The 25,996-nt window shown below is 46.3% G+C and carries 20 protein-coding genes; 5 read left to right on the top strand and 15 right to left on the bottom strand.

The window, feature by feature from the left end:
* Positions 1–66 precede the first annotated feature (66 nt).
* From L9P36_RS14835 to L9P36_RS14795, 9 genes are all read right to left on the bottom strand, one after another.
* Positions 67–573, bottom strand: a complete 507-nt coding sequence (locus L9P36_RS14835; protein WP_237468302.1) for an HD domain-containing protein — start codon at positions 571–573, stop codon at positions 67–69.
* Between the two features lie 77 nt (positions 574–650).
* On the bottom strand, positions 651–815 hold the full coding sequence (locus L9P36_RS14830) for a YoaH family protein (RefSeq protein WP_237468301.1): 165 nt from the start codon (positions 813–815) through the stop codon (positions 651–653).
* A 35-nt stretch (positions 816–850) separates the two neighbouring features.
* Positions 851–1,783: a DUF2861 family protein gene (locus L9P36_RS14825; protein WP_237468299.1), complete on the bottom strand. Its 933-nt coding sequence runs from the start codon at positions 1,781–1,783 to the stop codon at positions 851–853.
* Positions 1,784–1,786: 3 nt separating this feature from the next.
* On the bottom strand, positions 1,787–2,443 hold the full coding sequence (locus tag L9P36_RS14820; RefSeq protein WP_237468297.1) for a response regulator transcription factor: 657 nt from the start codon (positions 2,441–2,443) through the stop codon (positions 1,787–1,789).
* Positions 2,436–3,848, bottom strand: coding sequence for an ATP-binding protein (locus L9P36_RS14815; protein WP_237468295.1), 1,413 nt, complete (start codon positions 3,846–3,848; stop codon positions 2,436–2,438). The genes L9P36_RS14820 and L9P36_RS14815 overlap by 8 nt, the downstream gene beginning before the upstream one ends.
* 172 nt (positions 3,849–4,020) lie before the next feature.
* A complete protein-coding gene (locus L9P36_RS14810; protein ID WP_354004734.1) occupies positions 4,021–7,014 on the bottom strand; it encodes a glycosyl hydrolase family 18 protein in 2,994 nt (997 codons plus the stop codon).
* A 449-nt stretch (positions 7,015–7,463) separates the two neighbouring features.
* Positions 7,464–7,964, bottom strand: a complete 501-nt coding sequence (gene nrdG, locus L9P36_RS14805) for an anaerobic ribonucleoside-triphosphate reductase-activating protein (protein WP_237468291.1) — start codon at positions 7,962–7,964, stop codon at positions 7,464–7,466.
* 8 nt (positions 7,965–7,972) lie between these two features.
* On the bottom strand, positions 7,973–10,096 hold the full coding sequence (nrdD, locus tag L9P36_RS14800; RefSeq protein ID WP_237468289.1) for an anaerobic ribonucleoside-triphosphate reductase: 2,124 nt from the start codon (positions 10,094–10,096) through the stop codon (positions 7,973–7,975).
* A 296-nt stretch (positions 10,097–10,392) separates the two neighbouring features.
* Complete coding sequence (locus tag L9P36_RS14795) at positions 10,393–11,136, bottom strand: EAL domain-containing protein (RefSeq protein ID WP_237468287.1); 744 nt, start codon at positions 11,134–11,136, stop codon at positions 10,393–10,395.
* Positions 11,137–11,361: 225 nt separating this feature from the next.
* On the opposite strand from L9P36_RS14795, the gene L9P36_RS14790 reads away from it, so the two are divergent.
* Both L9P36_RS14790 and cspE read left to right on the top strand, forming a co-directional pair.
* The gene (locus tag L9P36_RS14790; protein WP_237468286.1) at positions 11,362–11,997 is read left to right on the top strand and encodes an HAD family hydrolase; all 636 of its coding nucleotides are present in this window, start codon (positions 11,362–11,364) and stop codon (positions 11,995–11,997) included.
* A gap of 315 nt (positions 11,998–12,312) precedes the next feature.
* Positions 12,313–12,522, top strand: coding sequence for a transcription antiterminator/RNA stability regulator CspE (cspE, locus tag L9P36_RS14785; protein ID WP_237468285.1), 210 nt, complete (start codon positions 12,313–12,315; stop codon positions 12,520–12,522).
* A 176-nt stretch (positions 12,523–12,698) separates the two neighbouring features.
* Here the strand turns inward: cspE and L9P36_RS14780 are convergent, their stop codons facing one another.
* Entirely contained in the window at positions 12,699–13,184 is a 486-nt protein-coding gene (locus L9P36_RS14780) for a hypothetical protein (protein ID WP_237468283.1), read from the bottom strand.
* Positions 13,185–13,514: 330 nt separating this feature from the next.
* On the opposite strand from L9P36_RS14780, the gene L9P36_RS14775 reads away from it, so the two are divergent.
* Positions 13,515–15,245 carry a hypothetical protein gene (locus tag L9P36_RS14775; protein ID WP_237468281.1) on the top strand — a complete coding sequence of 577 codons (1,731 nt, stop codon included), beginning with the start codon at positions 13,515–13,517 and terminating at the stop codon, positions 15,243–15,245.
* 197 nt (positions 15,246–15,442) lie between these two features.
* Positions 15,443–17,167 (top strand): hypothetical protein, encoded by a 1,725-nt coding sequence (locus tag L9P36_RS14770; protein ID WP_237468279.1) that lies wholly within the window; start codon positions 15,443–15,445, stop codon positions 17,165–17,167.
* A gap of 103 nt (positions 17,168–17,270) precedes the next feature.
* Here the strand turns inward: L9P36_RS14770 and L9P36_RS14765 are convergent, their stop codons facing one another.
* From L9P36_RS14765 to ilvB, 5 genes are all read right to left on the bottom strand, one after another.
* Positions 17,271–19,385, bottom strand: coding sequence for a TonB-dependent siderophore receptor (locus tag L9P36_RS14765; RefSeq protein WP_237468278.1), 2,115 nt, complete (start codon positions 19,383–19,385; stop codon positions 17,271–17,273).
* Positions 19,386–19,499: 114 nt separating this feature from the next.
* Positions 19,500–20,156: a winged helix-turn-helix transcriptional regulator gene (locus L9P36_RS14760; protein ID WP_237468276.1), complete on the bottom strand. Its 657-nt coding sequence runs from the start codon at positions 20,154–20,156 to the stop codon at positions 19,500–19,502.
* 78 nt (positions 20,157–20,234) lie between these two features.
* Positions 20,235–21,128, bottom strand: coding sequence for a hypothetical protein (locus tag L9P36_RS14755; RefSeq protein ID WP_237468274.1), 894 nt, complete (start codon positions 21,126–21,128; stop codon positions 20,235–20,237).
* Between the two features lie 140 nt (positions 21,129–21,268).
* Positions 21,269–21,583 carry an ACT domain-containing protein gene (locus tag L9P36_RS14750; protein WP_237468272.1) on the bottom strand — a complete coding sequence of 105 codons (315 nt, stop codon included), beginning with the start codon at positions 21,581–21,583 and terminating at the stop codon, positions 21,269–21,271.
* Complete coding sequence (gene ilvB, locus L9P36_RS14745; protein WP_237468271.1) at positions 21,580–23,241, bottom strand: biosynthetic-type acetolactate synthase large subunit; 1,662 nt, start codon at positions 23,239–23,241, stop codon at positions 21,580–21,582. Before ilvB ends, L9P36_RS14750 begins: the two co-directional genes overlap by 4 nt.
* Positions 23,242–23,837: 596 nt before the next feature.
* On the opposite strand from ilvB, the gene L9P36_RS14740 reads away from it, so the two are divergent.
* Positions 23,838–25,853: an LTA synthase family protein gene (locus L9P36_RS14740; RefSeq protein ID WP_237468268.1), complete on the top strand. Its 2,016-nt coding sequence runs from the start codon at positions 23,838–23,840 to the stop codon at positions 25,851–25,853.
* Positions 25,854–25,996 lie beyond the last annotated feature (143 nt).

The raw sequence follows: 25,996 nt of genomic DNA, 5'->3' as shown, positions 1-25,996 counted from the left end.
CGCCCAAGGCGCCTTTTTTTATCTTTTCTTTATCTTGGTTGCACGTTTTAAAACGTTGTCGCGTCGTTACATCCGCTCAATCAACATATCAAGCTCCCACCACAACGCTTCACACAACCCGCGCCGATAAGTCGCTTGTTTAAAGCCATCATGCTCTTTTTTATATTGCGCAAATTTCTTGGGTTGATTGCGTCTTGCTGCGCGCACATTGGCCAATCGGTCACAGACTTTCACAATAAGCGCTAAACGACCAGACTCTTCAAGCTGATCAATCTGCTGAAAACGTTGATGCGTCACGGCTTTTCGTGCATCGCGTCCGCTCACCACCTCATCGGTCATATAGCAAACAGCGCGCGAAATAATCTTACCGTAATCGGTTTCAATTTCTTGGCGGGTGGTTTTGGTATCTTCCAAAATGTCGTGAAACTGCGCAACAATCATCGCATCGGTGCCAAAGGGACTGGCAAGCTTGGCGACAGCATCAAGATGGATATAGTAAGGATAATCACCATAGCGCTGTCCTTCATGGCGTTTTCGAGCAAAAGTGCGAGCTTTGATATAGCGATTATTCATGGCTTACCTACTGATTGTTCATTCATTTCTTCCAATCGATGCAGTAAGCATAGCTTTCGGCGAAAAAAAAGGCTGAATCAATCAGCCTTTTTTCGATCTGTGTTTTGTTGCGCTTGTTCGCGCAGCTCATTTGCAACCATGGCAATGGCTTGCCCACTACTAATACCTTGTGCCATGAGTGCATGAATACGCTCTACAGCAACTTGTTGCTCCGCGTGGGTGAGGGTTAATTCGTCAAACATAAGCTCTCCTCAAATCGAGCGCGTATTGTAGTGACTTAGGGCTGGGTTGTCACCTCTTCACCGCGCGGTTCACGCGCTTGCTCTGAAAGCAGCGACCCTTCCGGTAATTCAGAGGACGGAGAGATTTCATTGAGCACCCAAGGTCGAGCGATACGCTGCACCTCTTGAAACTGTATCGCACCTTGCCAGCGTGATTTGTATAAACCCGCAGTGACCCAATAACGCCCAGAGCTAAGCTCTGTTTTTGGCAAGGTCGTTGGCATATCGCCTTGGGCGTAACTTTGCTGCCAAAGCGCAGGACCGTGATAGTGCTCTTTGGTAAAGATCTCTAAAAGCAGTCGATCACCTGGACAGCTTTTTCGTGGTAATTCAGGGCGTAAATGCCAGCTATTTTCGCTCGCCCAAGCAATGCGCTGCGTTTTCGGTGGATTGGTGATCAGAATCCAAGTCTGCCATGACTCACCCGACTCACTGAGCAAAGTCAGTTGATACAACCCCTTATTAAGCGGCGCGCCTACTTCATTTTGTAATATTTCAAAGCGGCCTTGCTCATCAAGCGCAGGTTGCATATCAAGCAGACGTTGGTGAGGCCAGCGCAGCAATATAATACGCTCAATGGGTTGCTCGCTTTGCCCTTTCAGCGCCACACGATAGTAACGACGACTCGGTGTTTGCACCGTTTCGCGCACTAAGGTGATTTCAGTAAGCCAAATGGGCAGTGGTAATTTAGATAAATTACGCCCGCAATCATCCGTGATTGCCGAGCTCAACAAATTGGCGAGGTTTTCTTTCACCGTATCACTGGGCTGCTGTTGCCATGTTTCCACCATGGCATCAAAGGCTTTTTCGGTCTCATTGGCCAGCAGGGCTTTGTGCGCTTCCACCAGCGGTTCATTACCAATAAACCAATCGGCTTGAGCCGGCAAAGCCAGCAGAGTCAAACAAAGTGCAAAAAAACGACGTTTCATTGATTAAGCCTTGAGGCGGTAACCCACACCACGCAAGGTTTCAATCTCAAGCTGATTGACCTTTTGACGCAGCTGCAAAATATGCGTATCCACGGTTCGAGTTGTTGGGAAGTGATTATAACCCCACACCTGATCAAGCAACTCATCACGGGTAAAAACACGACCTGGATTTTTCGCAAGAAACAGCAGTAAATCAAATTCAGTACGCGTCAAGACCACATCCACCCCAGCATTGGTCACGGTGCGGGTGATCACATCGATCTCTACCCCAGGTAGTACCACGCGGTTATCGTCATCTTGACTGTTTGGCGAGCGAAGGTGCACGCGAATACGCGCCAATAGCTCAGCTTCGGCAAAAGGCTTGGTGAGATAATCCATGGCGCCTGCATCAAGTCCGGCAACTTTATCGCGTACCGATACCATGGCGGTCAACATAATCACTGGGATCGTTTTTAGCGCAAACCAATCAGCAACGCGCTCCAGCGAGTCACCTTCTGGCAGTTGGCGATCCAGAATCACCATATCTGCGTTAGGCCACAGCGCTGCAACGTCCGTAGCATTTGCGGCATACAAAACGTCATATCCCGCTTGTTCAATACTGGCAATGAGGCCATCGGCCAAATTCGTATCGTCTTCGACGAGCAGAATCGTTTTATTCACAAGGTATCTCCAAAATAAATTGCGTCGGTGGCCCTTGAAGTTTGATCTTACCCCCCATCCGTTGAACCATAGACTCAACGATAGTCAGACCAAGACCTAGGCCACGTTCGCTTACAAACGGCTTGTTAATTCGCATCCAATCTTTGGCTTGTAATTTCCCGTTGTCACATACTGCAATAAGCAACTTATTATCTTTGCTCCAACAACGTACTGTTGCTGGCGGAATGCCATATTTCTTTGCATTGCGCACCAAGTTATCGATACAGGTAGCTAACCAATAGGTGCTGATCATCGCACTGCGATCCTCACTTAACTCGCAAGGCACATCGAGTTCTTCGCACAACATAGTTAGCCATTCATTAATCGATTCAACATGCTCTTTTTTCATGCCGTCTTGATGTGATTGCAGGTAGTCCTTACTCGCTTCTGCTAACTGCCTTAAACGAGTCGAATCCTCACATAATCGACGAAATTCATCATAGAATTCGTCAGGTAACTTATCAAATTCGCGACGAAAGCCTTCTACAGTCATCCCAAGACTTGCGATCGGTGTACGCAATTCATGCGTAAGAATTTGAAGCACTACCATACGTTGCTGCATTTCGCGGCGCTTTACCCAAACCCGATAACCCAACCAGCCAAGTAGCAAACCTAAATTAGCCACCAGCAAAAATGCAATAATCCAATTGGTGTAGTTATAGCCTTGTGCTTCTTGCCAACACACATTGCCCTTTTGTAATTGGCAGAAAATATCAGGCCGCTTGGCTTCGAGAAAAATATCATATTGGGCAAGTTTGGGTTGCCACTGCGTACGTTCATAAATGCGATAGATGTTGCCATCACGTAGCCATAGCTCATCACCACTGAGTAATGAGTCTGAACCACTGAGCAAACTATTGAGCGCGTCGTGATCTAAGCGCTGAAGTCGGCCAAGTAAACTATCAGGCTGAGCCAGCGGTTTTTCTTTAATGTGTAAATAGGCATCAAGCGCCACTTTTTGCTTGGGGTGCTTTTCAATATAACGCAGTGCATAACTACCGCCGCCAGGGTGAATATAACCGGCGCGCGTAAACCAAGATTTAGGCAGCTGTGTGCCATTACACATGGCGCGAGAAAAGACCAAAGGCTGCGTCACTAAAGGACCAATAGGTAGGTTGCCTTTGCACTGCTGGGCGTAACTGTAGAGCCACTTCAAATCTTTGAGCGGATAAGCTGATGTCTGCGGATAGATCATCGCAGGGTCAAGCAAAGCCACTGGATATTGGCTTTGGATATCCCTTAAATCATAGTAAGCGATTGCATCCGTACGTCCCAGATCCTGCCAGTACAACTTGACCCGTTCAGGCATCGAAGCAAAGGCGATATGGGGGATAAAACAGAGCATCAGTGTGAAGATTTTACGCATGGCCGAAGTCTATCAGGGGAATCTACAATCGTGTCAACATTGTGTGAATTTATCCGAGCTGTGTATTGTATGCGCAAAAATTAATCTTAAAAATGAGTATGTTAAAAAAAGAGGGGCTAGACCCCTCTTTTCAAGATCGTGATGACAAATTCATCACTTTTTGTTTCATTTCTTATTTCACTTCAGGCAATGCCGGAAACTCTGACTTAATGCCATAAGTTTGGCCGTTCATCACCACGCGAGGTGAAACAATCACTTGCGATACAGGTACGTAGTAAACCATATCAAATGAGAACTCACCGCCCGCTGGAATCGAGTTATAGCTCTTCAAGGTGATTGCCACCTTGTGGAACATCTTCTTCGGACCAGTTGCGTAGAAGTTTGAACCAGTATGACCGCTTTCAACCACTTTGATGCCTGCACCATTCCAGTCAGAGACCAGATCGCCCGTTGAAGTTGGCATCAAGAACTCAATCGTAGAACCACCTGGGATCGCCACGGCTGAATTGTTCTTAAATACCACTTTCGGATTGATTGGATAGTTCTGATCGCCAGCTGGCCATTCAGTGGTATAAATATCCAAATCAATTACTTGCGTTGGTGCTGGGAGATCGTTGTGCTTCATATCCATTGGCGTTGCTTGCAAGAAGCTGTTGTACGCCAAATCAGTCATCGTGGTACCAAAGGTATATTCGTTGGCCACAGGATCAAAGCCGTAATCACCAGCCATTTCCCAAACCATCATACCGCCGATGCCATTATCAATGATGTAATCCAATTTCGGCATCAATGAATCTGCATCTTCAATGCTTAGGAATACTTTCTTCGTTGCATTCCATAGCCATGCAGATTTTGTTGCATCATCCCAATGACGTTGGTATTCACCCTGCAGTACATGATCTGGATTGTTGGCATCAAGCCCCCACTCTGGACCATAGCTTGGCATGACGTTAATACCCAACTTGGTGGCATTAGCAAGGTTCATGGCATGCCACATTGGCATTGAACCTGCCCCCATTTCACGGCCTTGTGCATCTTTGTCATGCCAGATGTTATCGATACCAGTTGCGCCCCAACCACATGGCGTGTTGACACCAGTACCTGGCTGGCACTCAGCTTGCGCTGGCAGCACTGAACTACCCCACATGCCGTTGGTACCACCAGAAACGCCCTGCCAACCACGGGTGTAATAAGGCACACCGATGTTGATTTGGCTTGGGTTAAAGGCACCGCGGAAGTAGTGATAAGCCCATGCAACGTTCAAGTAACCAATATTTTGGTACTGCGCTGTGCTATACACACCCGCCGCGGCAAGCTCACCATCTTTGCCATCGTCAAAGAGTGCCGCTTGTGGACCAACATATTCGTTCCATGCGCCATGCAAGTCATAGGACATGATGTTCACATAATCGAGCACATCGCCCATGGCCATATCTTCCATACCACGAAGCAGGTAACCAGAAGCAGGTGCAGCGATAGTCAACATATACTTGCGACCATCTTGCTTACCAGCAGCGTCCAATTTAACGCGCAGATCTTCCATCATCACCATGTAGTTAGACCACAACTGACCACGACATTTATCTGAAATATCAAAGTCATTTGGGTTACCCGCGCCGGTCATTGAGGTTGGATATTCATAATCGATATCCACACCGTCAAAGCCGTACTGGCGAATAAACTCAACGGCAGAGGCGTTAAAGGTTTCAATACCGGCCATGTTCACGCCACAGGTACCAATATCAGTGGTCATGCTATAGAAGCCACGGCTCTCAGCCCAGCCACCCACAGAGATCAGCGTCTTCACATCTGGGTACTGTTTCTTATACTTCGACAGCAAGTTGAAATGGCCTTTATAGCTAAAGCTTGGGTCCATTTCTGCGCCCGGTACACCTTCCCAAGTCATCTTGGTTGCAGTGTCATCCACCTGAATTATATTGGTAGTTGGATTCACGCTCGCAAAGGCGTAGTTGATATGGGTGAGTTTATCCCATGGTAAGTCGCCCACAAGGTATGAAGGCAAACCGTTTTGGCCATGACGCCAAGATGTAAAGTAACCGATGATACGACGCGGGTGATCATCACCCATACACTCAGAACCATCAGCGCGATATACCTGCTTGATATCACAGGTCAGATTGCCTTGACCGGCTTCTTTGACATCAACGGTTGCATTGACTGTGGTGGAAAGACCGCCAGCATCGGTGGCCGTTACGGTGATCACCGCTTGCCCCAAGGCTGCTGGCTGCCAGTTCGCAACAAATGGTGCTTGCGTTACAACGCCCACTGAAAGCCCATCAACAAAGAATTCAACCTGCTTGAGATCGTCATTTTTGTCAGTCGCATTGGCGGTAATTTGCACTGCGCCACTATTAAACACAGTTTGCCCATCTTTCGGAGAAAGGATGGCCACTTCAGGCGCCAATGGTGGCAACGGTACCGCTTTCACGCTAATCGCGACTTCAGCAGAGGTTGCTGACATGCCCGAATCGTCAGTTGCCTTTGCAGTAATTGCAACCGCGCCTTCTAAATTCGCAGTCCAATCTAGGGTATATGGCGCAGTTAGATCTTCACCCACTTTTTGTGCGTTGGCGAAAAACTCAACTTTTGCGACCTGACCATCTTTATCTGCGGCATCAGCAGCAAGAGCAATCACATCACCGCGGTTATAGATGCTGCCCGCTTGCGGATTGCTCACAGTAACGGTTGGCGCTTCACCTGACGGCAGTGATGGCACCTGAACATTGAGTGACTGATTGACGGTATCTATACCAATTTGGCCGCTGACACCAAAGGTTAGTGTGATTGCACCGCCTTCAGGCAGGTCGGTCTTGATCCAGCTCCCTGCATCAAAGCCAATTTCCAATACGTTCACATAGCCAGCGCCACTTGCTTTGCTAGTGAAACTTAGTTTGGGATAGCTTAGACCGTCCGCTTTCCACGCAGGCGTGGTCAGTGGTACGTCAGAATTAAAAGTAATAGTGGTGCCAGTCATATCAATCGCGCCAGGCGTGCCACTTGTGCTAGCCACATTTGCGATATCAATGGTGTAGTTGTTCCACCACTGCGATTCAGCGCCGATCACGGTCGCTGATGATTGGATCTCACCGGCATGCGCGGTTGCGATCATTGCCGCGTTAATGCTGAGCGCCAAAACGGTCGGCATCATCACGACTTTGGTTAGTTTTTTCATCCTTTGTTGTTCCTTGTCTGAAAGAATCAAACTGTGCGAGTGATCACTTTCGTGATCATCGAGATTTTATGTCGAAGGGTTTATTTCGAGGATTGAACAAAAGTGAAACTTCCCCATCGCTCAACAACAAAATCTGTAACACGGAAATATTCCACAATGTGATGAAGTAAACTCACCGATTCACATTAATTGACAGGAAACAAACACAGCGTCCTTGCAATCTGCTATGTGCTGTTAAAACAGGAAGTTAAATTTTTAGGATTTGATGATTTAACCGGCTTTTTATCGCATTTAACGACATATTTCGACTAAATAATCAATATTTTCGCGAGACTTTGACGCTTGTTTTACACATAAAAAACGCAGCCATTGGCTGCGTTTTGATCAACTTGCGTGATTATCAATAGAAGGGCGCTAAGGACTTAACTTACATCGATTTGGCGAATTTCAATTCGCTCATCAGCCAAACGATGAATCACTTGGTTACTGCTACCACGCCATTTCAAACGCGGATCTGCAAGATCCTTTTCAAATTTACCATCAATCATCACATCCACGTGGGCAACCACAGCTTGCTGTGCTGGCGTGAGTTGACCACGGGTGTAGCCCGTCCACAGCCAAATATCTTTGCCCGGACATTCTTGACGCACACGAAGGACAAGGCGCATCACGTCCGCCACATTGGCAGGATGGAGCGGATCGCCGCCCGATAAGGACAAGCCTCGGCGCTTAATGCGTGTGTCATTTAAATCGGCGATAATTTGATCTTCCATCGCCTTATCAAACAACACACCTGAATCTAAACGCCAAGTGGATTGATTATAACAACCACGACATTGATGTTCGCAACCAGCAACAAAGAGGGTACAGCGCGTCCCCTCACCGTTGACGACATCAATTGGATAATATTGATGGTAATTCACAATCGAACCTATAGATGCTTCACGCGACGTTTCACTTCTTCTTGCTTACCGAAGTTAAACGGACGCGCATCAGGACTACCCAGATAGCCACAGACTCGACGAGTCACAGACACTTTTGATGAGTCATGGTTACCACAGCTTGGGCAAGTAAAGCCTTTACTGGTGCAATCAAACTCGCCATTAAAACCACATTCGTAACACTCATCGATTGGCGTATTGGTACCGTAGTAAGGCACGCGCTCAAATGAGTAATCCCACACATCTTCCAAGGCTTCGATGTTGTTTTGCATATTTGGATATTCGCCGTAGCAAATAAAACCACCATTGGCGATCCATGGATAGGCTTGCTCAAAATCAAGCTTGTCGTATGGGTTTACTTTCTTTTCAACATCCAAGTGGAAGCTATTGGTATAGTAACCTTTGTCTGTCACCCCTGGAATAACGCCAAATTCAGTGGCATCAAGCTTACAGAAACGGCTACATAGGTTTTCACTTGGTGTGCTGTAAAGGCTAAAGCCATAACCCGTTTCTTTTTTCCAGCGCTCGGTGGCGTCACGCAGACGCTGAACAATAGCTTGCGCTTTTTGGCGTAGCTCTTGTGAGTCATACACATGTGTCTCAGTGCCGTACAGCGCATTAATGGTTTCATGCAAGCCGATGTAGCCCAATGAAATCGAAGCGCGGCCGTTTTTGAAGATTTCAGACACATTGTCATCCGCTTTCAAACGAACACCACAGGCACCTTCCATATAAAGGATTGGCGCCACACGAGCTTTCACCCCTTCGAGGCGATCGATACGGGTTTGCAATGCGCGATAAGAAAGCTCAAGACGATCTTCAAGCAGTTCAAAGAACTTGGCTTCATCGCCTTTGGCGCGAATCGCGATACGTGGCAAGTTCAAGCTCACAACACCAAGGTTGTTACGACCATCGTGAATTTGCTCGCCATGTTCATCTTCATAAACACCCAAGAAGCTGCGACAACCCATAGGGGTTTTAAATGAACCAGTCACTTCAACAACGCGTTCGTAGTTGAGAATATCTGGGTACATACGCTTGGTTGCACACTCAAGTGCTAGTTGCTTGATGTCATAGTTCACATCACCCGCTTTATGGTTCACGCCATCTTTAATGGCAAAAACCAATTTAGGGAAGACCGCTGTTTTACGGTTTTTGCCCAAGCCAGCAATACGATTACGCAAAATGGACTGCTGAATCAAACGAGATTCCCAGCTGGTACCTAGGCCAAAACCAAAGGTCACAAATGGGGTTTGACCGTTTGCGGTGTGCAGGGTGTTCACTTCATATTCCAAGGATTGGAATGCGTCATAACACTCTTTTTCAGTGCGTGACAAAGCAAAGGCTTCTGCATCTGCAATGCCCCACTCTTGCGCCACTTCAAGGTGCTTCTCGTAGCTCACCTTGACGTATGGCTCAAGAATTTCGTCAATACGGTTGATCGTGGTCCCGCCATAGATGTGGCTAGCAACTTGAGCAATAATCTGCGCAGTCACGGCTGTAGCCGTCGAAATAGAGCGCGGTGTATCAATCTCTGCGTTACCCATTTTAAAGCCATGGGTTAACATGCCACGCAGGTCGATCAACATACAGTTGAACATTGGGAAGAAAGGAGAGTAATCCAAATCGTGATAGTGAATGTCACCGATTTGGTGCGCACGCACGATATCACGAGGCAACATATGTGTGGTTGCGTAGTGCTTCGCCACAATACCTGCCAGCAAATCACGCTGAGTAGGAATCACTTTACTGTCTTTATTGGCATTTTCATTCAAGATCTCAGCATCACTTTGCTCAACCAAGCCTTGAATATCATTGTTTAAGCGACTTTTTTTCTCGCGAATCACATCACGATCGTGACGATATTCAATATAAGCACGCGCCACTTGATGATGTGGGCCAGCCATCAGTTGTTCTTCAACGGCTCGCTGGATCTGATGGATCTCAACTTCATGGGCACCACTAAACTTCGCCTGTAGAAGATCCGCAACCGTCTGCGCGTATTCCGCATCCAGTGCGTCAAAAGGTTTTGCAGCAGCAAGAACTGCATCACGAATGCGTGACGTATCAAAAGGCACACGATATCCATCGCGTTTAATCACTACAGGCTTCACTTTAAGGCTCCTTTATCAAAATGGCTGGCTTCTTGTCAAACACTAAATGTTGTTATTTATTTTAGTGCCGAATACAAGATGTGGGGTATTAAGCGAAAAAATAGCGGAGAAAACATTGATCGAGATCATGAATTAAAAACAACCGCGTAATCTTGAAGCGATCGTGATTTTGCTTCCTCATTTCATCGATGAAACGAATGCAAATGAAAAAATGGCATTGATGAATAAAAGCCTTTGCAACCAGAGACTTTACTGAAGGATCCGTGAAATGTGGTCAAATCGACAACAGATAAAGATCACATTTGAGAAGGGACAACAAGAAGAGGTGTCGGTTTACCGAACCAGTAACCTTGCCAAAAATCTATTTTGAACTGTTTGAGTAGCATCACATCAGCGTGGCTTTCCACACCTTCGATCAATACTTGTGCGTTGATCTGTTTAGCCGCACTTGCAGCGGCCTCAAGCAAACTGGAATCCCCTTGCCTCGCCGCAACCAACAATGATTGATCAAGCTTAATGACATCAGGCACAAGGCGAAGCGCGCGTGCCTGATTGGAATCAGCGCTACCAAAATCATCTTGCGCGATGCGAAATCCTGCGTCTTTTAACTGACTCAAGCGCATACAAAGTAGCTCTTCACAGCATACGGCATGCTCGAGCACCTCAAGGACGATTTGCTTTGCTTGGATACTACCCTGTGCAATTGCATAGGATAAGTGTGTCATCATGGTATCAAAGCCATGTAACAGGCACTCAGGACTGACATTGATAAAGAGTACTGCTGGGCTTTTTTGCGCTGCAAAATTGGCAAGGTGCAGAGCGATGGCTTTGAGCTCAAGCGCAATATCGTAGGAATGAGATTGGTTATATAAGATAGAGGAAGGCAGAAACACCTGATTTTCAATGCGACCGCGCAGCAATGCTTCATACCCCATCACATTAAAATGATGGTCCAAAATAGGCTGAAACACACTAAACAGCTCCATCTGGCTATTCATCTCGTGTATATCTGCCATTTGGGTATGGGCACAGTTCGACATAAAACAGGGGCACTCCAACTATAAAATCGTCCAGACGACCTTTATACCTTATAGATGATGCGCATTGTGAAAAAGGGGAACTCTGTCTCATCTTTGCTATACATTGTGAATTTTATCAATAAATGAGAGGTAGATGACATATAACCGACACCAAAGCGTCACCGAATCGTCATCGATAGCAACTAAGCTGCATATGAATGATAAATAAGATGATATAGAGAACCGATGACCAAGATAAACCATCAGCACATTGCATTTTTTGACCTCGACCAGACCCTCAGTATTCACCCACTACATCAGTTGTGGCACGACTACTTAGTCGCGCATGCGCATATCCCTGGCGATACCGCCCATCATATTGAAGCGCAAGCAGCTGCGCTCAAAGGTCAAAATGTCGCGACCCTTATCGCGCTTGCCAAAAAATTAAGCCATCAGTATTTTCCGCAAGGATTTTTACCCGATGCCATCACACGTATTCACTGGCACCAACGCCGCGGCGATCTCATCGTGATCCTTAGCAGTCTGCCTAACGTTGTTGTTGACGCAATCGTCAGCCACATTCCTAATGCGCTAACACTTGCACCAGAGCTACAAAGCGAGCAAGGGCAATATACTGGCCGCTTATATGAGCAAAGCAAAAACTACGAACAAAAAGCCTTAATGCTCAAATTATGGTTGGCGGCGCAACCCAATGCCAATATTTCAACATCAGGCTATAGCGAATCAGCCGCACACCTTGATTGGTTAAAAAAAATGGACAGACCCTTTGCCGTCAATCCAGAGCCCACACTTGCCCTGCACGCTGAGCAATATGAGTGGACCATTTTTAACTGGCAACACCCACAAGATATTGTGCGCTAGGTTTCATGTCGGCTTGAAACAATCACGCAAAAACACCTAAAGAGAATGACAAATGTCGAATACTGCGTAAGCAGTCCGTGAGCAACAATCAAAAATAAGCGAATTAAGCGAAATAAAGCTTTACCAAGTCTGGTGCTGTGCTAGTATCGGCTCAGCCTTTTTGGTCTAATTTATGGCAAAGATAATTTTTGAACGTTTGGTACTACCATCTGACCTCTTGCTTACAGCCTGACGTCTTTGTTCTCGTTAGCTTCATAAATACCTCGGCTAATTCGCGCACAGCGCATAACTTAGATGAATATTCAGGAGACAATCATGTCTAAAGCAACTGGTACAGTTAAATTTTTCAACGAATCAAAAGGTTTTGGCTTCATCGTACAAGACAACGGCGGTGCCGATGTATTCGTACACTTCAGCGCAATCCAAACTGAAGGCTTCAAAACCCTAGCAGAAGGTCAAAAGGTTGCTTTTGACATCGAACAAGGTCAAAAAGGCCCACAAGCTGCAAACGTTGTTGCACTTTAATTCTCTGAATTAAAGTAGATAAAAAGCGTGCTTAGCACGCTTTTTTTATACCTGTTATTTGTGTGAATGCCCTCAGCAACTGTGGCGACTTGCATTGATAACAGACACAAAAAAATCGCATCCATGATGCGATTTTTTGCTTTTCGAGATGTTGAACAGCGTTTGGGCTTTCGCCGTTAACAGCCTTTGGTATCGACAACAACAATGGGCGCGACATAGGGGCGCGCTTCAAAATACTTAATGTAACAATAAGTGCTATCAGCTTTTTTATCGACAACAAATTGCACCATCTTACGCTCTAGGTTCACATCGTAATCAGTGCCCCACTTTTGCGCCGATGTTGCTGCATTCGATGGCGCTTTTATCTCACGAAGCAGGGAAACAATCGACTCTCGGGATGGATAACCATTGACCAGATCAACATTAAGACCTGACCCGAGCACCATCGCTTGATTGGCAAGACGTGGCAATTGCTGCTCATCTCTAGCACTTGCAACCACAGTAATGGTGTCATCAACTTGCTGCTTTAATTGAGCAATAAGCGCTAAGCGCGTTTCGCGATCAAGCCCTTGATTGAAAAATCCATAACTCAGCGCACCACCAATCACCAGAGCGCCAAAGAGCGTCGAGAAAAGCACAATTTTTGCAGCTTTGCGATTCATCCATCCAATCCTATAGTTGTCGAAGCATGAACCATTATCCCTAGTCAAAAGAGGCTGAAAAGAGATTGAATAAAACTCAGCCATTATTTTTTATCACTATTATTGCTAAAGCACAGAATCAAGTAATCCTGCGGTGAACATCATAAAGAAGTGAGAGTTTGCTCCCTTTTGCACTGGCATCTGCCGTCACTGAGGCGCAAAATGCAATGAGATGCATGTCACATTTAGCAGGATATTTGCAAAGGGAAACGATTGGCTCATTGCAGCATAGCTAAAGTATCATTAAAATCATGATTTGATTGAATTTTCCCCCAATTAAGGAGAGGGTCTGTGAAAAAGACTATTCTAGCAGGTGCCATTGCCGCAGCTTGCTTTACCATCACCGCTTGTGATTCAAATAAATCCGATGCAGTCGCTCAGGGCGCTGATGTATTGGCTTATGTTCCAGCCCAAACCGCCCTATTTTTCGGACAGTTTGAACCTGCACCAACAAAGAAAACACTTGAATCTTATGCGGTTCAATTCCAAGGCCCATCGATGGATGCGGCAATTGCTGAACTGAAGCAAGAAGCACAAGCCGCCACGGGTGGCGAGCGCTTTGCAACTGAGCTGTTGATTGAAACAGTCGAGAATCTCAAAGATCCAGATGCATTTATCAAATCACTCGGTCTACCTGATGAAGGTCGCAGCTACTTCTATACCGTTGGCGCATTGCCAGTCATGAAAATGGAAGTAAAAGACGCTAATGCATTCTGGGCTTTCTTCGACAAAGCTGAAAAAACAAGTGCCTATACGCACACCATGAAGAAAATCAACGATGTTGAGTACCGTAACTACAACATCGTCAAAGATGAAGATGGCACTAGCCTAGATGTTGCCATCCTTGTGAAAGATGGCATGGCGACCATCGCCCTTGATGCAGGTGCTGACAACTCACTGGCAGTGGCGCTTGGTCTAGAAAAACCAAACCAATCACTGGCTGAATCAGGCAAAATTGAAGCACTTGTCAAAGAGTTCAAACTTAGCGGTGAAGGCGTTGGCTTTATCAACCACGTCGCACTGATTGAAGCCTTGACCAAAAAAGATAGCAATCGTCTAGGCAAACAAATTGCGATGCTAGCATCAAAAGCGCAGGATCCATCATTCAACGCCATGCTTGAAATGATGCAAACTGAGCAATGTGCCTCTGAATTCAATGGCATTGCTAAAAACTGGCCTCAAACTATCTTTGGCTTCGACTATCAAGTGGATGGCGACAAAGTTGCAGCCAACACCACTATGGTGATCGATAGTAAGAACAAAGCTATGGTTGACGCGCTCGGCAAAATTCAAGGCTATGTCCCTGCATACGTAACCGAACCTAACGCGCTATCTCTTGGCCTAGGTCTTGATGTAGGTAACCTTGCATCAGGCGCCAACGGTGTCCTGAAAGAGCTTGTTTCACCACAATTCAAGTGTCCTATATTGGCAACAATGCAAAGTGATATCGCAACCACAGATACTAGCGCACTAGGCATGGCTGGCATGTTGAGCGGTCTGAAAGGTATTAGCTTTGGTTTGTTTGATTATGATGTAACTGTGAACTCATGGGGCGACCCAGAGCAATTTACCCTAGACGGTCTCTTTGCAATCTCTGCTGAAGATCCAATGGCGCTTTACAACACCATCGCTGGCTTCCAACCAATGATTCAGATGATGATCCCAATCTCTGAAGATGGTAAAGCAACCAACCTTAGCGAAGCGATGCCTGACCTACGCAGCACCATCAGCAACGATATCTATGTGGCACTGAAAGGTCACCACATTGTGTTCTACGCAGGTGATAAAGGTGAAAAAACTGCCGATGCACTCAGCAAAGAAAAAGTGGATCAAAACAACGCATTCATGGGCGTTGGTATGGACTACGATGCATTGCTTGCACCAGCAATCAAAGCAGTCAAAGCACAAGGCCAAGAGCTTCCAGATGAGCTACAAATGCTTGAAGCTTATAAGTACAAGGGCTCTGCGGATCTAAAAATCACCGAACGTGGTATTGAAATGGATACCAAAGCGCAATACTAATTGTGACTTTGATATTGAAAAGCCGATGCATTGCATCGGCTTTTTTTTCACCACCCATTTGCAATGCCATGTTGCTTTGCTCACACTTCCTCACAATGAATCAGGTTTTTTCCCTTTTCGATTCAAACACTTGCGCCTTATTGATAGAATCAAGCACAACATAAGCCAATGATTTATTAGATGAATAGGGAATTTCCGTGAAAAAAAATCTTATCGCCGCGTCCATTTTTTCCGGCCTACTAACGCTTTCAGGCTGCGCTACAAATCAAAGCGAACAACAAAAGCAGCAGATTTTAAGCTATGTGCCCGCAGATACCGTCCTCTTTATCGGGCAATTTGAACCAACGCCAAGTAAAGCCCTATTCAACCAATATATCCATAAGCTACAAACCGTAGATTTAGAGCAATTTAAGCAAATGCTCAATCACGATGTGCCTGCGAAAGGGGGGCAACGATTTGTCGTTGAACTTGCCAATCAATTACTTGAAAACAGCCACCATACCGACCAATTTATGGCCACCCTTGGTCTTGCCGATGAAACACGAAGCTACTTCTATCTGATTGGCGCACAGCCCGTCTTAAAATTTGAAATTGAAGACGCCGTAGCATTTGCGAAGTTTTTGGATGACGCGGAAGAAAAAAGTCAGTATCAACACACCAAGGAAGTTGTTGGTGATACCCAAGTACGTCGCTACGCTGTCTATCAAGGTAGCCAAAACGATGATCTCGACTTAATCATCCATCTTGCGCCCAACATGGTCACCATGACCCTAGAAAGCGCGCTTCTACCATCTCAGTTGCCCATGGTATTGCAGCAACAAGCACCAACAAATAGCTTGTTATCAAGCCAGCGCCTTGAACAAATCGAAAACCAATTTGCACTCGATAGCCAATCGCTTGGCTATATTGATCACCTCGGCATCGTGGATGCACTCACGGGCAAAACGAAAAATCAGCTCAATCAAGATATTCAAACCTTGGTTCGCCACTATGGCAATGAGCATGATGTGCAGGATTTTGCGCTAATTGAATCGACCGCTTGTCAAAATGAGTTGCATGCGATCTTCGCAAAATGGCCAAAAACTGTGATGACCTTTGATTACAGCGATAGCCAGCCAATTCAAAGTCAGGCTCGCTTGATTGTTGAAAGCTCTCATCCGACGCTAGCGCCCTATTTTCAATCCATGCAGGGATTTATCCCAAGCTATACCCAGCAGTTCCACCCACTCGCCATTGGCTTTGGTTTAGATATCAATGCATTTATGGATTTCTATGATGCCTATGGCCAGGCGGTTACAACACCAAAATTTAGCTGCGCTATTGCGCAATCCTTTCAAAAAGGACACGCAGAAATCAAAGCGCAGCAAGATTTCGATAAAGATACGGAGGCACTAGCGCTGTTTGCAGATTTGCGCGGCGTTGCCGGCGCACTATTTAACTACCAGGTTTCATTTAACTCACAAAATGAAATTGAAGGCGTTGAAATTGATGCCATTATCTCGCTTTCAAGCATAAATATTCAGGGTTTTTACCAGCAAATTCTCGATATCAACCCCATGCTTGGCGTGATGCTACCGCTGCAAACGGGTAAAACCACCAACATCAGTGAACATTTGCCGATGATCAAGCCGTTCATTCAAAACGATGTATATGCAGAGTTTGCTGGCGATCATATCGTATTTTACGCAGGTAAAAATGGCAGCAAACAAGCTAAGCAGCTAGCGAAAGAGTCCGCCCAAGATAAAAATGGTTACTTCTCCTTTGCCATTCATGAAGCAAAGCTGATGGCTCCTCTTGAAGCCATGGGCGATGAAGCAAAGCCACTCAATGATTGGATGATGCTCAACTCCTCCAACGGCTATATGGAAATCAAAGGAACGAAATATGGCATGGAAATTTTAGAAACGCAGGTTTACGAATAAACTGTTCACCTCATTGAGGATGAATAAACCGTGACAAAAAAAGAGCGCTTATGCGCTCTTTTATATTTCGGATTTTCTATCGATTTATCTATCGGAATACAACTTAGTATTTGAGCTGTAATGTCGCTAAGAATTGACGCGGCGCGCCTACCTCAGTTCCCGAAGCGCCAGCAGCATTTGAACCATGGCCGCCAGTACCACCGAGATAATCAACATCAAAGAGATTTTCAACGGTCGCTTGCATGTAGATATCTAAATCTTGGTCGTAACGAAGATGATGCGATAAGGCGAGATCAAAGCGGATATAGGCATCTTTACGAATAGTATTCGCATCATCGGCAAAGCGCTCGCCAACATAAATAGCGCCGACGTTCACCATGGTACCTTGCATAAAATCATAACCCGTCCAGATTGAAGCGGACCATTCTGGCACATCCGTCGGACGTTTCCCTTCTAAGGCTGGATCTTCAGTTTTCACATATTCAGCATCTAAGTAAGTCGCACTACCAAACACAGAGAATGCATCCGTGATTTGGCCCGTGGCAGCAAATTCCACGCCCTTGTGCTCACGTTTACCAGCCTGCGTGGTTTTTTGATCAATGGTGCAACCTGGCGTTGTACAGGTATAGTCCTCAACAATCTTTGAGTTCTTTTCGGTAATTTGGAACACCGAGCCTGAAAGCAGCAGGCGATTATCCATCAGCTCCCATTTACTGCCAATTTCATAAAGCTCACCCTTGACCGGATCAAGCGCTTTGCCGTTATTCAGATCGGTGACATCATCCACTGGCGACTGCGGCTGAAAACTTTCAGAATAAGTCAGGTAAATTGAACCATTTTCTGCTGGATGATAAATCACCGCGGCTTTTGGAAGCACATGGGTTTGATGGTATTCCCGCCCCTTGGTTTGCTCATCTTCATAATCCACACGAACCCCTGCCAATACCTGCCATGCTGGCGTCAACGTCATTAAGTTCTGCGCATAAATGCCGTATGAGTCACGCTCATATTCACGAATTTTGCCGGTGCTGTAGTGAACATTCGGTTTAGCAATGGGTTGGCCAAGTTGCGTGTCGGTATAGGCCGTTTTCGCATCTTGTCTGTGATAGTAATAATTAAGCCAGTTGGCACCAATGAGCACCTGATGATTAACACCCAACGCATCAAAATCATTGGTAAAATCGGCAAAAGCGGTTTGGAACTGCCAGTTATCTTTGCGATCGTAACCCATGGTTTGATAAATCCCTGTGGCTTGCGAGTCAGCATTGAGTTTGTAGAAACTTTCAGTATCTCGGCGGTTAAAATCTTGGAAGTTGTAACCCGTATTGAGCGACCAGTTTGCCGGTAAGCTAGCACGTAGACCTAGACCATAGTTCTCCACCACATTGTGGATTTCAGACCAAGAGGCATCCAAAATTTTATCGCGCCAAATCGGATCGCCATTGGCATCAAGCGGAGAGCCGCTATCTACATTGCCCCGATCATCCGTTTTGTCATAATGCGCTGAAACCGTCACATTCTCATTGAGATCATATTCAAGCATCAAAGCGCCGACAAAACGGTCAGTATTAGCACTTTGACCATCGGCATATTTGCGCCAATTTTCTTCGTGGTGTTTCGACACAATGGCACGGCCGCGTAGGCTTTGGTCATCATTTAAAGCGCCGCTAACATCCACAATGGTGCGCGATAAATTGTTTTGCCCCACATCTTGGCTTACTTGAACTTGGGTTTCTGCCGTTGGTTTTTTGGTCACCATATTGACCAAACCTGCGGGCGACGATTTCCCATACAGCAAACCTGCAGGCCCTTTGAGCACTTCAACACTTTCTAGAATTTCAATGGGCTGGCGATAATGCGACCAATGCTGCTTGCCATCGCGAAGAAAACCACTGTCACTGCCAAGTGGAAAACCGCGCAAAGTAAATGCCTGACGATTTCGCTGGTAACTATCGTTACTAATGCTTGAATCATTTTTCAGTACATCACCAAGGGTCATGGCACGCTGCTCTTCAATCACGGCGTGATCAATTACTGTCACCTGATTTGGCGTCTCAAGCGGCGCTGCGTCCATGCGCATGCTCGTTTGGTTTTCACTGACATATTTGGTCGTCTGCCCAGTCACGACCACTGCATCGTGTTCATTGGCAAATACATGCCCTTCAGGTGTCACCAATAGCAGGGATAATAAGGCTGATAACGGGTGTTTTTTAAACATCTTCTTTCTCTCTAAACCACTGAAAATTTGTCCATAAAAAATTCAGCAGCAGAGTAAATGATACGCGTTATCGTTTGAATGTTTTTTGCATTCTTTACTTATGTTACATATTTGTTAGTTGATGTAGCTGTAACCGACACCGCGTATCGTTTTAATCAAACGCTTACAAAGTCCCTGCGATGTGATCTTCTTACGAATATTACTGATATGCGCATCAAGGCTACGATCATGCGCTGCTAATTCACGCTGAAAGACTGCGGCATACAGATCTTGCTTGCTTACCACTTGATTTGCATAACGCGCTAAGTGTGTCAGTAATGCTTGTTCGGTTTGCGTGAAATGATGCAACTGCTGGTGCCAATAGGTCGTTCGGGTGGCCTCTGCTACTCTTTGACACCCAGTTGAAGGCTGAGTGCGAGCGCGGATCATGGCATCTAGCCGGCACAGCAGCTCAGTTCCATCATGCTCAGCGTACACCACATGATCGGCACCTTGCCGATAGGCTAAATACAAATCTCGAGAACTTGCGCGAACAACTGCGCAAATGGGTAAACGATAACAGTGAGATAAACGTTTTAGTAACGCTGATGCAGCGGCATGCTGCATATTTAAAAGCACAGCGATGGGTTGCTGCTTTGCACATGTTGCGAGTGTCGTATGTAAGCTGGCTTCTTGCAGCTCAAGGCAAGTGACCTCAAAGCAAAGTTGCAGTGTCGGTAATAAAGATGTGGTGTCTTGGTGGGAAAAGCCAATGAGAAACAGTTTTGACATTCATAAATAGGAATAATTATCGATAACGAATCATAATTGAGAATTCATCTCATTACTAGCGTCGAGATAGCTGACCTATTATCTGTCGATTTTTTTGGTCTGTTGCAGTGCATCATAGAGATAATCATCATCCATCGCGCTATCAAGTGCGCTGTCGAGTGAACTATCCAGCGGATCATCTAAGGGGCGAAATAGCGAACTATTGCGCAGCCAATAGCCCAACATAATGGCCGACATCAGGATAATCGATAAAATCAAAGCAGGCCAAAAGAAAAAGCCACTGTGCTCTTTGATGTAATCTTCATTTACCGCGATGTGGATATCATAAAAGCCGGTTTTATCTTGAAAGACGACGACCAAACCATTGGCCACACTGGCATAGGGCACATCACCTGTTTGCGCGCTCAGCAGTTTGTTTTTACCCACAAATATATACACGCCACCATTACCTGCATAATCAAAGGACCACCAGCGATCATATTCAAGTGCATTGTGCATTAAGGTATACACTTGAATCCCATCTTGCGGGTAAGCGCGACCAAGCACCACCTGCCCCATCTGACCTGATTTAGGAAGCGCAGTCATCCCTTGAATATATCCCTTGGCATTTTTAAACACCCGCCACTGATGAAAAGGCGGTGTTTCGACAATGGGCTCACTGCGACAAAGAATTCGACCATTCATATCCATCACGCCCACTTCAATGGCGTAATAAATTTCGTCAGATTTCTGGTTCAAAAAGGCTTGCAGGGATTCTGGGCATGGATCTGTTTTGGCGTACTGATGCACTTGCTCAATCAGTTCAAGATCGCGACGACGGTTATCAGCAATATAACGAACCACCCGATTAAGATCGGATTGCAATTCAAATTCAACGACTTGCCTCTCTGCAAAATAGGCAAAGAAGACAAAAATAACAGCCGTGAAAAAGGTTAAAATAATGTGATAGTCGCGATAGGCTCGATGCTGCATTGAGAAAACACCTGTCGATGAATTAAGGCAATCTCATCATAGCGAGACGAGAATAGCAACGTATCTGCAACTTTTTCGCTACACTCGTCTCGTTTTTTTTGAGCCTAAAATAAAAGACTATCTACATGTTTTTTAAGTTATTAAATGCTTAGAGAGCGAGACAGTTGTTGAAACTGAGCCAGCTGGCCCGCATGGACCGTAATCGACAACACATCCACCAACTTTTTCGTTTGCGCCACAATTTGGTCGAGTTTTTCCTGCGCATGCACCAACAACCACATTTGACTGGTCAAGCCATCGTGCTCAGGCACACATAAAATGCCTTCTACGTTATAGGCTCGTCGTGCAAATAAACCGATAACATGGGACATCACCCCTGGGTGGTTACGAACCGTGAGCTTTAAAATCACAGTTTGATCATCATGCATTGAATGACTTGTATTCGACTGGCTCATGCGCGTGCCTCCTCAATTAATTCATGGTTCGCGCCGCCCGGAGGAACCATAGGTAAAACCATCTCATTGGGATCAATGGGTGCTTGTATCAATGCAGGTCCTTTGCAACCCAGCAAAGAAGCCAAGGTGGCTTGACCATTTTGCTGATCCAATCGCTCTGATTGAATACCCATGGCCATACCCAAAGCTTTAAAATCAACCCCAGCAAATTTCACCGCCGTGAAATTTTGGTTGTAAAACAATGATTGCTGCTGACGTACAAGCCCCAAGTGCTGATTATCCATGACCACAATTTTAATATTCAGTTGCAGCTCAGCCAGCGTCGCCAGCTCTTGTACATTCATCATGATAGAGCCATCGCCGCTAATGCAGACAACAGTGGCATTGGGCTTCGCCAGCGCCACACCAATAGCAGCGGGCAAACCAAAGCCCATGGTTCCAGCGCCGCCAGAACTCACCCATTGACGCGGTTTAATAAAGGGAAAATATTGCGCCGTCCACATTTGATGCTGACCCACATCCGTCACGATATAGGCATCGGGCGCAAGTTCAGCAATGGCTTCAATCAGTCCCAATGGGCGATGGCAATCCCCCTCACCCAAGCGATGTAAGCCTGCAGTTTGCGCGCGCTGATATACGCTTTCCATCCATTCTGAATGATTTAACGGCTCTATATGCGCCATCACACCAGTCAACGTCGCACCAACATCTGCCAATATCGGCAAATCCACCACTTTAATTTTGTCGTGCTCACTGGCATCAATGTCAACATGCACCACCTGAGCTTGCGGGCAAAATTCAGCGATACGTCCTGTAGCGCGATCGTCAAAGCGAACGCCCAGCGCAATCAGCAAATCACATTCCGCCATAAGCTCAGTGCTTGCACGCGAGCCATGCATCCCCAACATACCCAAATGACGTGAATTGCGACTCTCAATCCCCCCCAGCCCCATAAATGTACTCACAACGGGTGCATCGATATATTCGATAAATTGGCGCGCAGCATCAGACGCACCGCTTTGAATCACACCGCCGCCAACCATCACCATGGGGCGCTTAGCACGACGCAGATAAGCTGCAAATTGATGCAGGTGTGGCAAAGAAGGCTGCGGCAATGGCGGCATAGGTAAAACGCTCGGCCAGTGCGTCACTTCAATTTGCTGCAGCTGAATATCTTTAGGAATATCAATGGAAACTGGGCCTGGACGACCACTTTGCGCCAATGCAAAGGCTTCTGGTACCACAGTGAAGAGCTCGCGAATATCACGAATCAAATAGTTGTGTTTGGTAATCGGCAGCATCACACCAAAGGTATCAATCTCTTGAAAGGCATCAGTGCCAATTAACGCACTGGCCACTTGCCCTGTGATCGCAATCAGTGGCACTGAGTCCATATAGGCATCAGCCACCGCAGTCACCAAATTGGTTGCGCCAGGGCCTGAGCAAGCCATACACACATGCGGGCGGCTAGTGACGCGAGCCATTCCCTGCGCAATAAAGCCAGCGCCTTGTTCATGGCGCGTCAAAATATGACGAATGGGCGTTTTTGACAGCGCATCATAAATCGGCAGATTCGCGCCACCGGGGATCCCTGCCACGGTTTCGACGCCTTGCGCCATCAATAACTGTACTAATATTTCTGCCCCAGATAATTTCATGGTGTTCTCCTTGACCATAAAAAAACCCCCTTCGGCGTGTCACCGAAGGGGGTTTGAGATACTGCTCAGTTCAACCCACTACGGCGACGCGTAGATCACGACCACGAGCAGGGCCACGACCATCAGGACGTGTACATGCAGGCGTGAAATGGACATCGATGGGTTCAACTAAATCGTCTCGTGTAAATGAATAGGTAGATACTATCTCTCTACGCTAGCACAAAAGATAACCAAGACAAATCAACAATGACTGTGACCACCTCAGTGTAGCGCTTAGGGCAACAGTCATTTTCACTGCATCTCATGGTGAATGTAGGGCATAACTTGCTCCTTTTTATGCATCACCACAGGAAGCCACAATCAAAGATTCAAACGCGACGTTATCACCATGACGTCAATTTGTGAAAAAGGTAACAAACTGCCATGAGACAAGTGGGCGATATCAGCACATAAAATTAGCAACAACCGTCGCAAATTCCGCTCATTTTTTACGCTTATTCAATTTTATTCATCAAAAAATTGCAGTCTTGTTCAACTCAGGGCAAGGTAGCAGCGTTTCGCACAGCAGGTCGATGCGATTTGAATTGGTATTGTTCATGTTTTCTAAAAATATCCGCGTATTTCTACGCACCTTATTTTGGCTAATTGCGTTTTCAACGCTGTCCTTATTGATTGGCCGATTTTTATTTTTGACACAAATTACTGAGAGTGATCAGCTCCTTGGTCGAGGCGTCGATCTCGCCAGAACATTCTGGATGGGCACACGCTTTGACCTCAAAGTGATCAGCATTGGCTTTGCACCACTCTTTCTCGCGGCGCTGGGCTGCGCGGCATTTGATCGCGCTTTTCATTGGGTCAAAAAAATCACACCCTATTACGCAGGCGTGATCCTCTTTTTATTGGTCGGCATGGCGCTGGCGAACTTTTACTATTACGTGACCTACGGTAATCACATTGATCTCTTTGTCTTTGGGCTCTTTGATGATGACACCAGTGCTGTACTTACCAATGCTTGGGAAGACTACCCCATCATTCGCTGCGTTTTAGTCAGCATGCTATGGGGTTATCTGGGGTATCGATGCGCGAAAAAAACGCTGAATCGAGCACCGACTCAGACTCGTCCCTATCGTACCTGGCTAACCACTGTCGTAGTCGTTGTATCATTACTGGGCTATATCACACTTGCGCGCGGCTCTTGGGGAACCTTTCCCCTCAATCGCTACGCCGCCATGGTGTCTGATTACAAGCCGTTCAATATCGTGACGCCGAATGCCTTTATGGCGCTAGACTGGGCAAAAACTGACTATAAAAAACAGTTCAAATTTGCGCCAGTCGATCCAGCAACTGTCACCCAACATTTTGAGCGCGTACTAGGCCAGCCAACCCCTGAGTTTCATACAGCCAAAAATAGCTATTTGGAAACGCACAAGCCACATGTGGTGATGGCGCTCATGGAAGGGATGGGCACCAACGTCCTCATTGAAGACAAGATGCCAAACAATGACTTGCTTGGCGCACTGCGTCCGCATTTTGAGTCTGACTTTGTGTTCACCAAATTTATGGCTGGCACTTCCGCCACCATCGATAGCTTGATGGCCATGCTGGTGCACAGCAATGTGCCCACTATTAGCCACTCAAGCATGCAAAAAGTCGCGCTGCCAAGTGCTGCCGTTCTACCTTACAAACGTGCAGGCTATCACACAGTATTTATTACCGCAGGCAATGGGATGTGGCGCAATATCGCCAATTATCTACCCTATCAGGGCTTTGATCAGGTGCTTGATGAAAACACTATCTATCAAAATTTTCCTGAGGCGCGTGAGCTGAAAGATACATGGGGTGCGCCCGATGCCTATGCTTTTGCATTAGCAGAGAAGATTTTATCTGAGGCGACCCAACCGACCTTTATCTATGTACTGACGGTCACCAACCATTCACCCTATCGCGCACCGAAAAACTATCATGCAAAACCAGTGCAGGTGAGTGCGCGATTAAATGAACGTCTGGGCGCGTTGAGTGATGAGGGCACCAATCTATTGCAAGCCTATCAGTATGCAAACAACGCTCTCGGCCAGTTTATTTCGGATATCAAAGCCAGTGATTTAGGTCAGCGCACCATCATTGCGGCATCTGGCGATCACCGGGTCCGTTATCTGAATATCGAGGCGAAAGATGAATTTGCACTCTCCATGATGGTGCCATTTTATCTTTATGTGCCGCAGCAAATTTTGGCGCAGGTGCCCTTTAAATATGATGCGACGCGTATTGGCTCACACCGAGATATTTTCCCTACTCTCTATGCCATGAGCCTGTCTGATGCTGACTATATGAGTCTGGGCGGTAAAAATATGCTGACCCCAGCGCATTATGAGCAAATGGGCTATAACAATATTCGCAGCATGGATGCACGCGGTGCTTATAACAGTCAAAATGCGAAAACGCTCTACCCATGGCAACAAAGCCATGGCGCGCTACCTGACTATGTACAAGCCATCGAATCACAAATGCAAACCATACCTTATCAAGGTAATAACCCCGCTGAAGATTACCGTCTAATGCAGGATTACTATCTACGTTTGCAGCTGCAACAAGCCAACGCGCTGAAAAAATAGTCGATAATTGACTCAATCCCCTCAAAAAGATCGCCCAAATGGGCGATCTTTGCTTAAGTCTCACGATTCAGTACAGAATTCATTGAATTCAGCCATTGATTCTGTATTCTGATAAATCACTCAGTCAGCACGCAACACGGTTG

This window comes from Vibrio stylophorae (assembly GCF_921293875.1).
Lineage (GTDB): Bacteria > Pseudomonadota > Gammaproteobacteria > Enterobacterales > Vibrionaceae > Vibrio_A > Vibrio_A stylophorae.
This window is presented reverse-complemented; position numbering and strand designations above follow the sequence as displayed.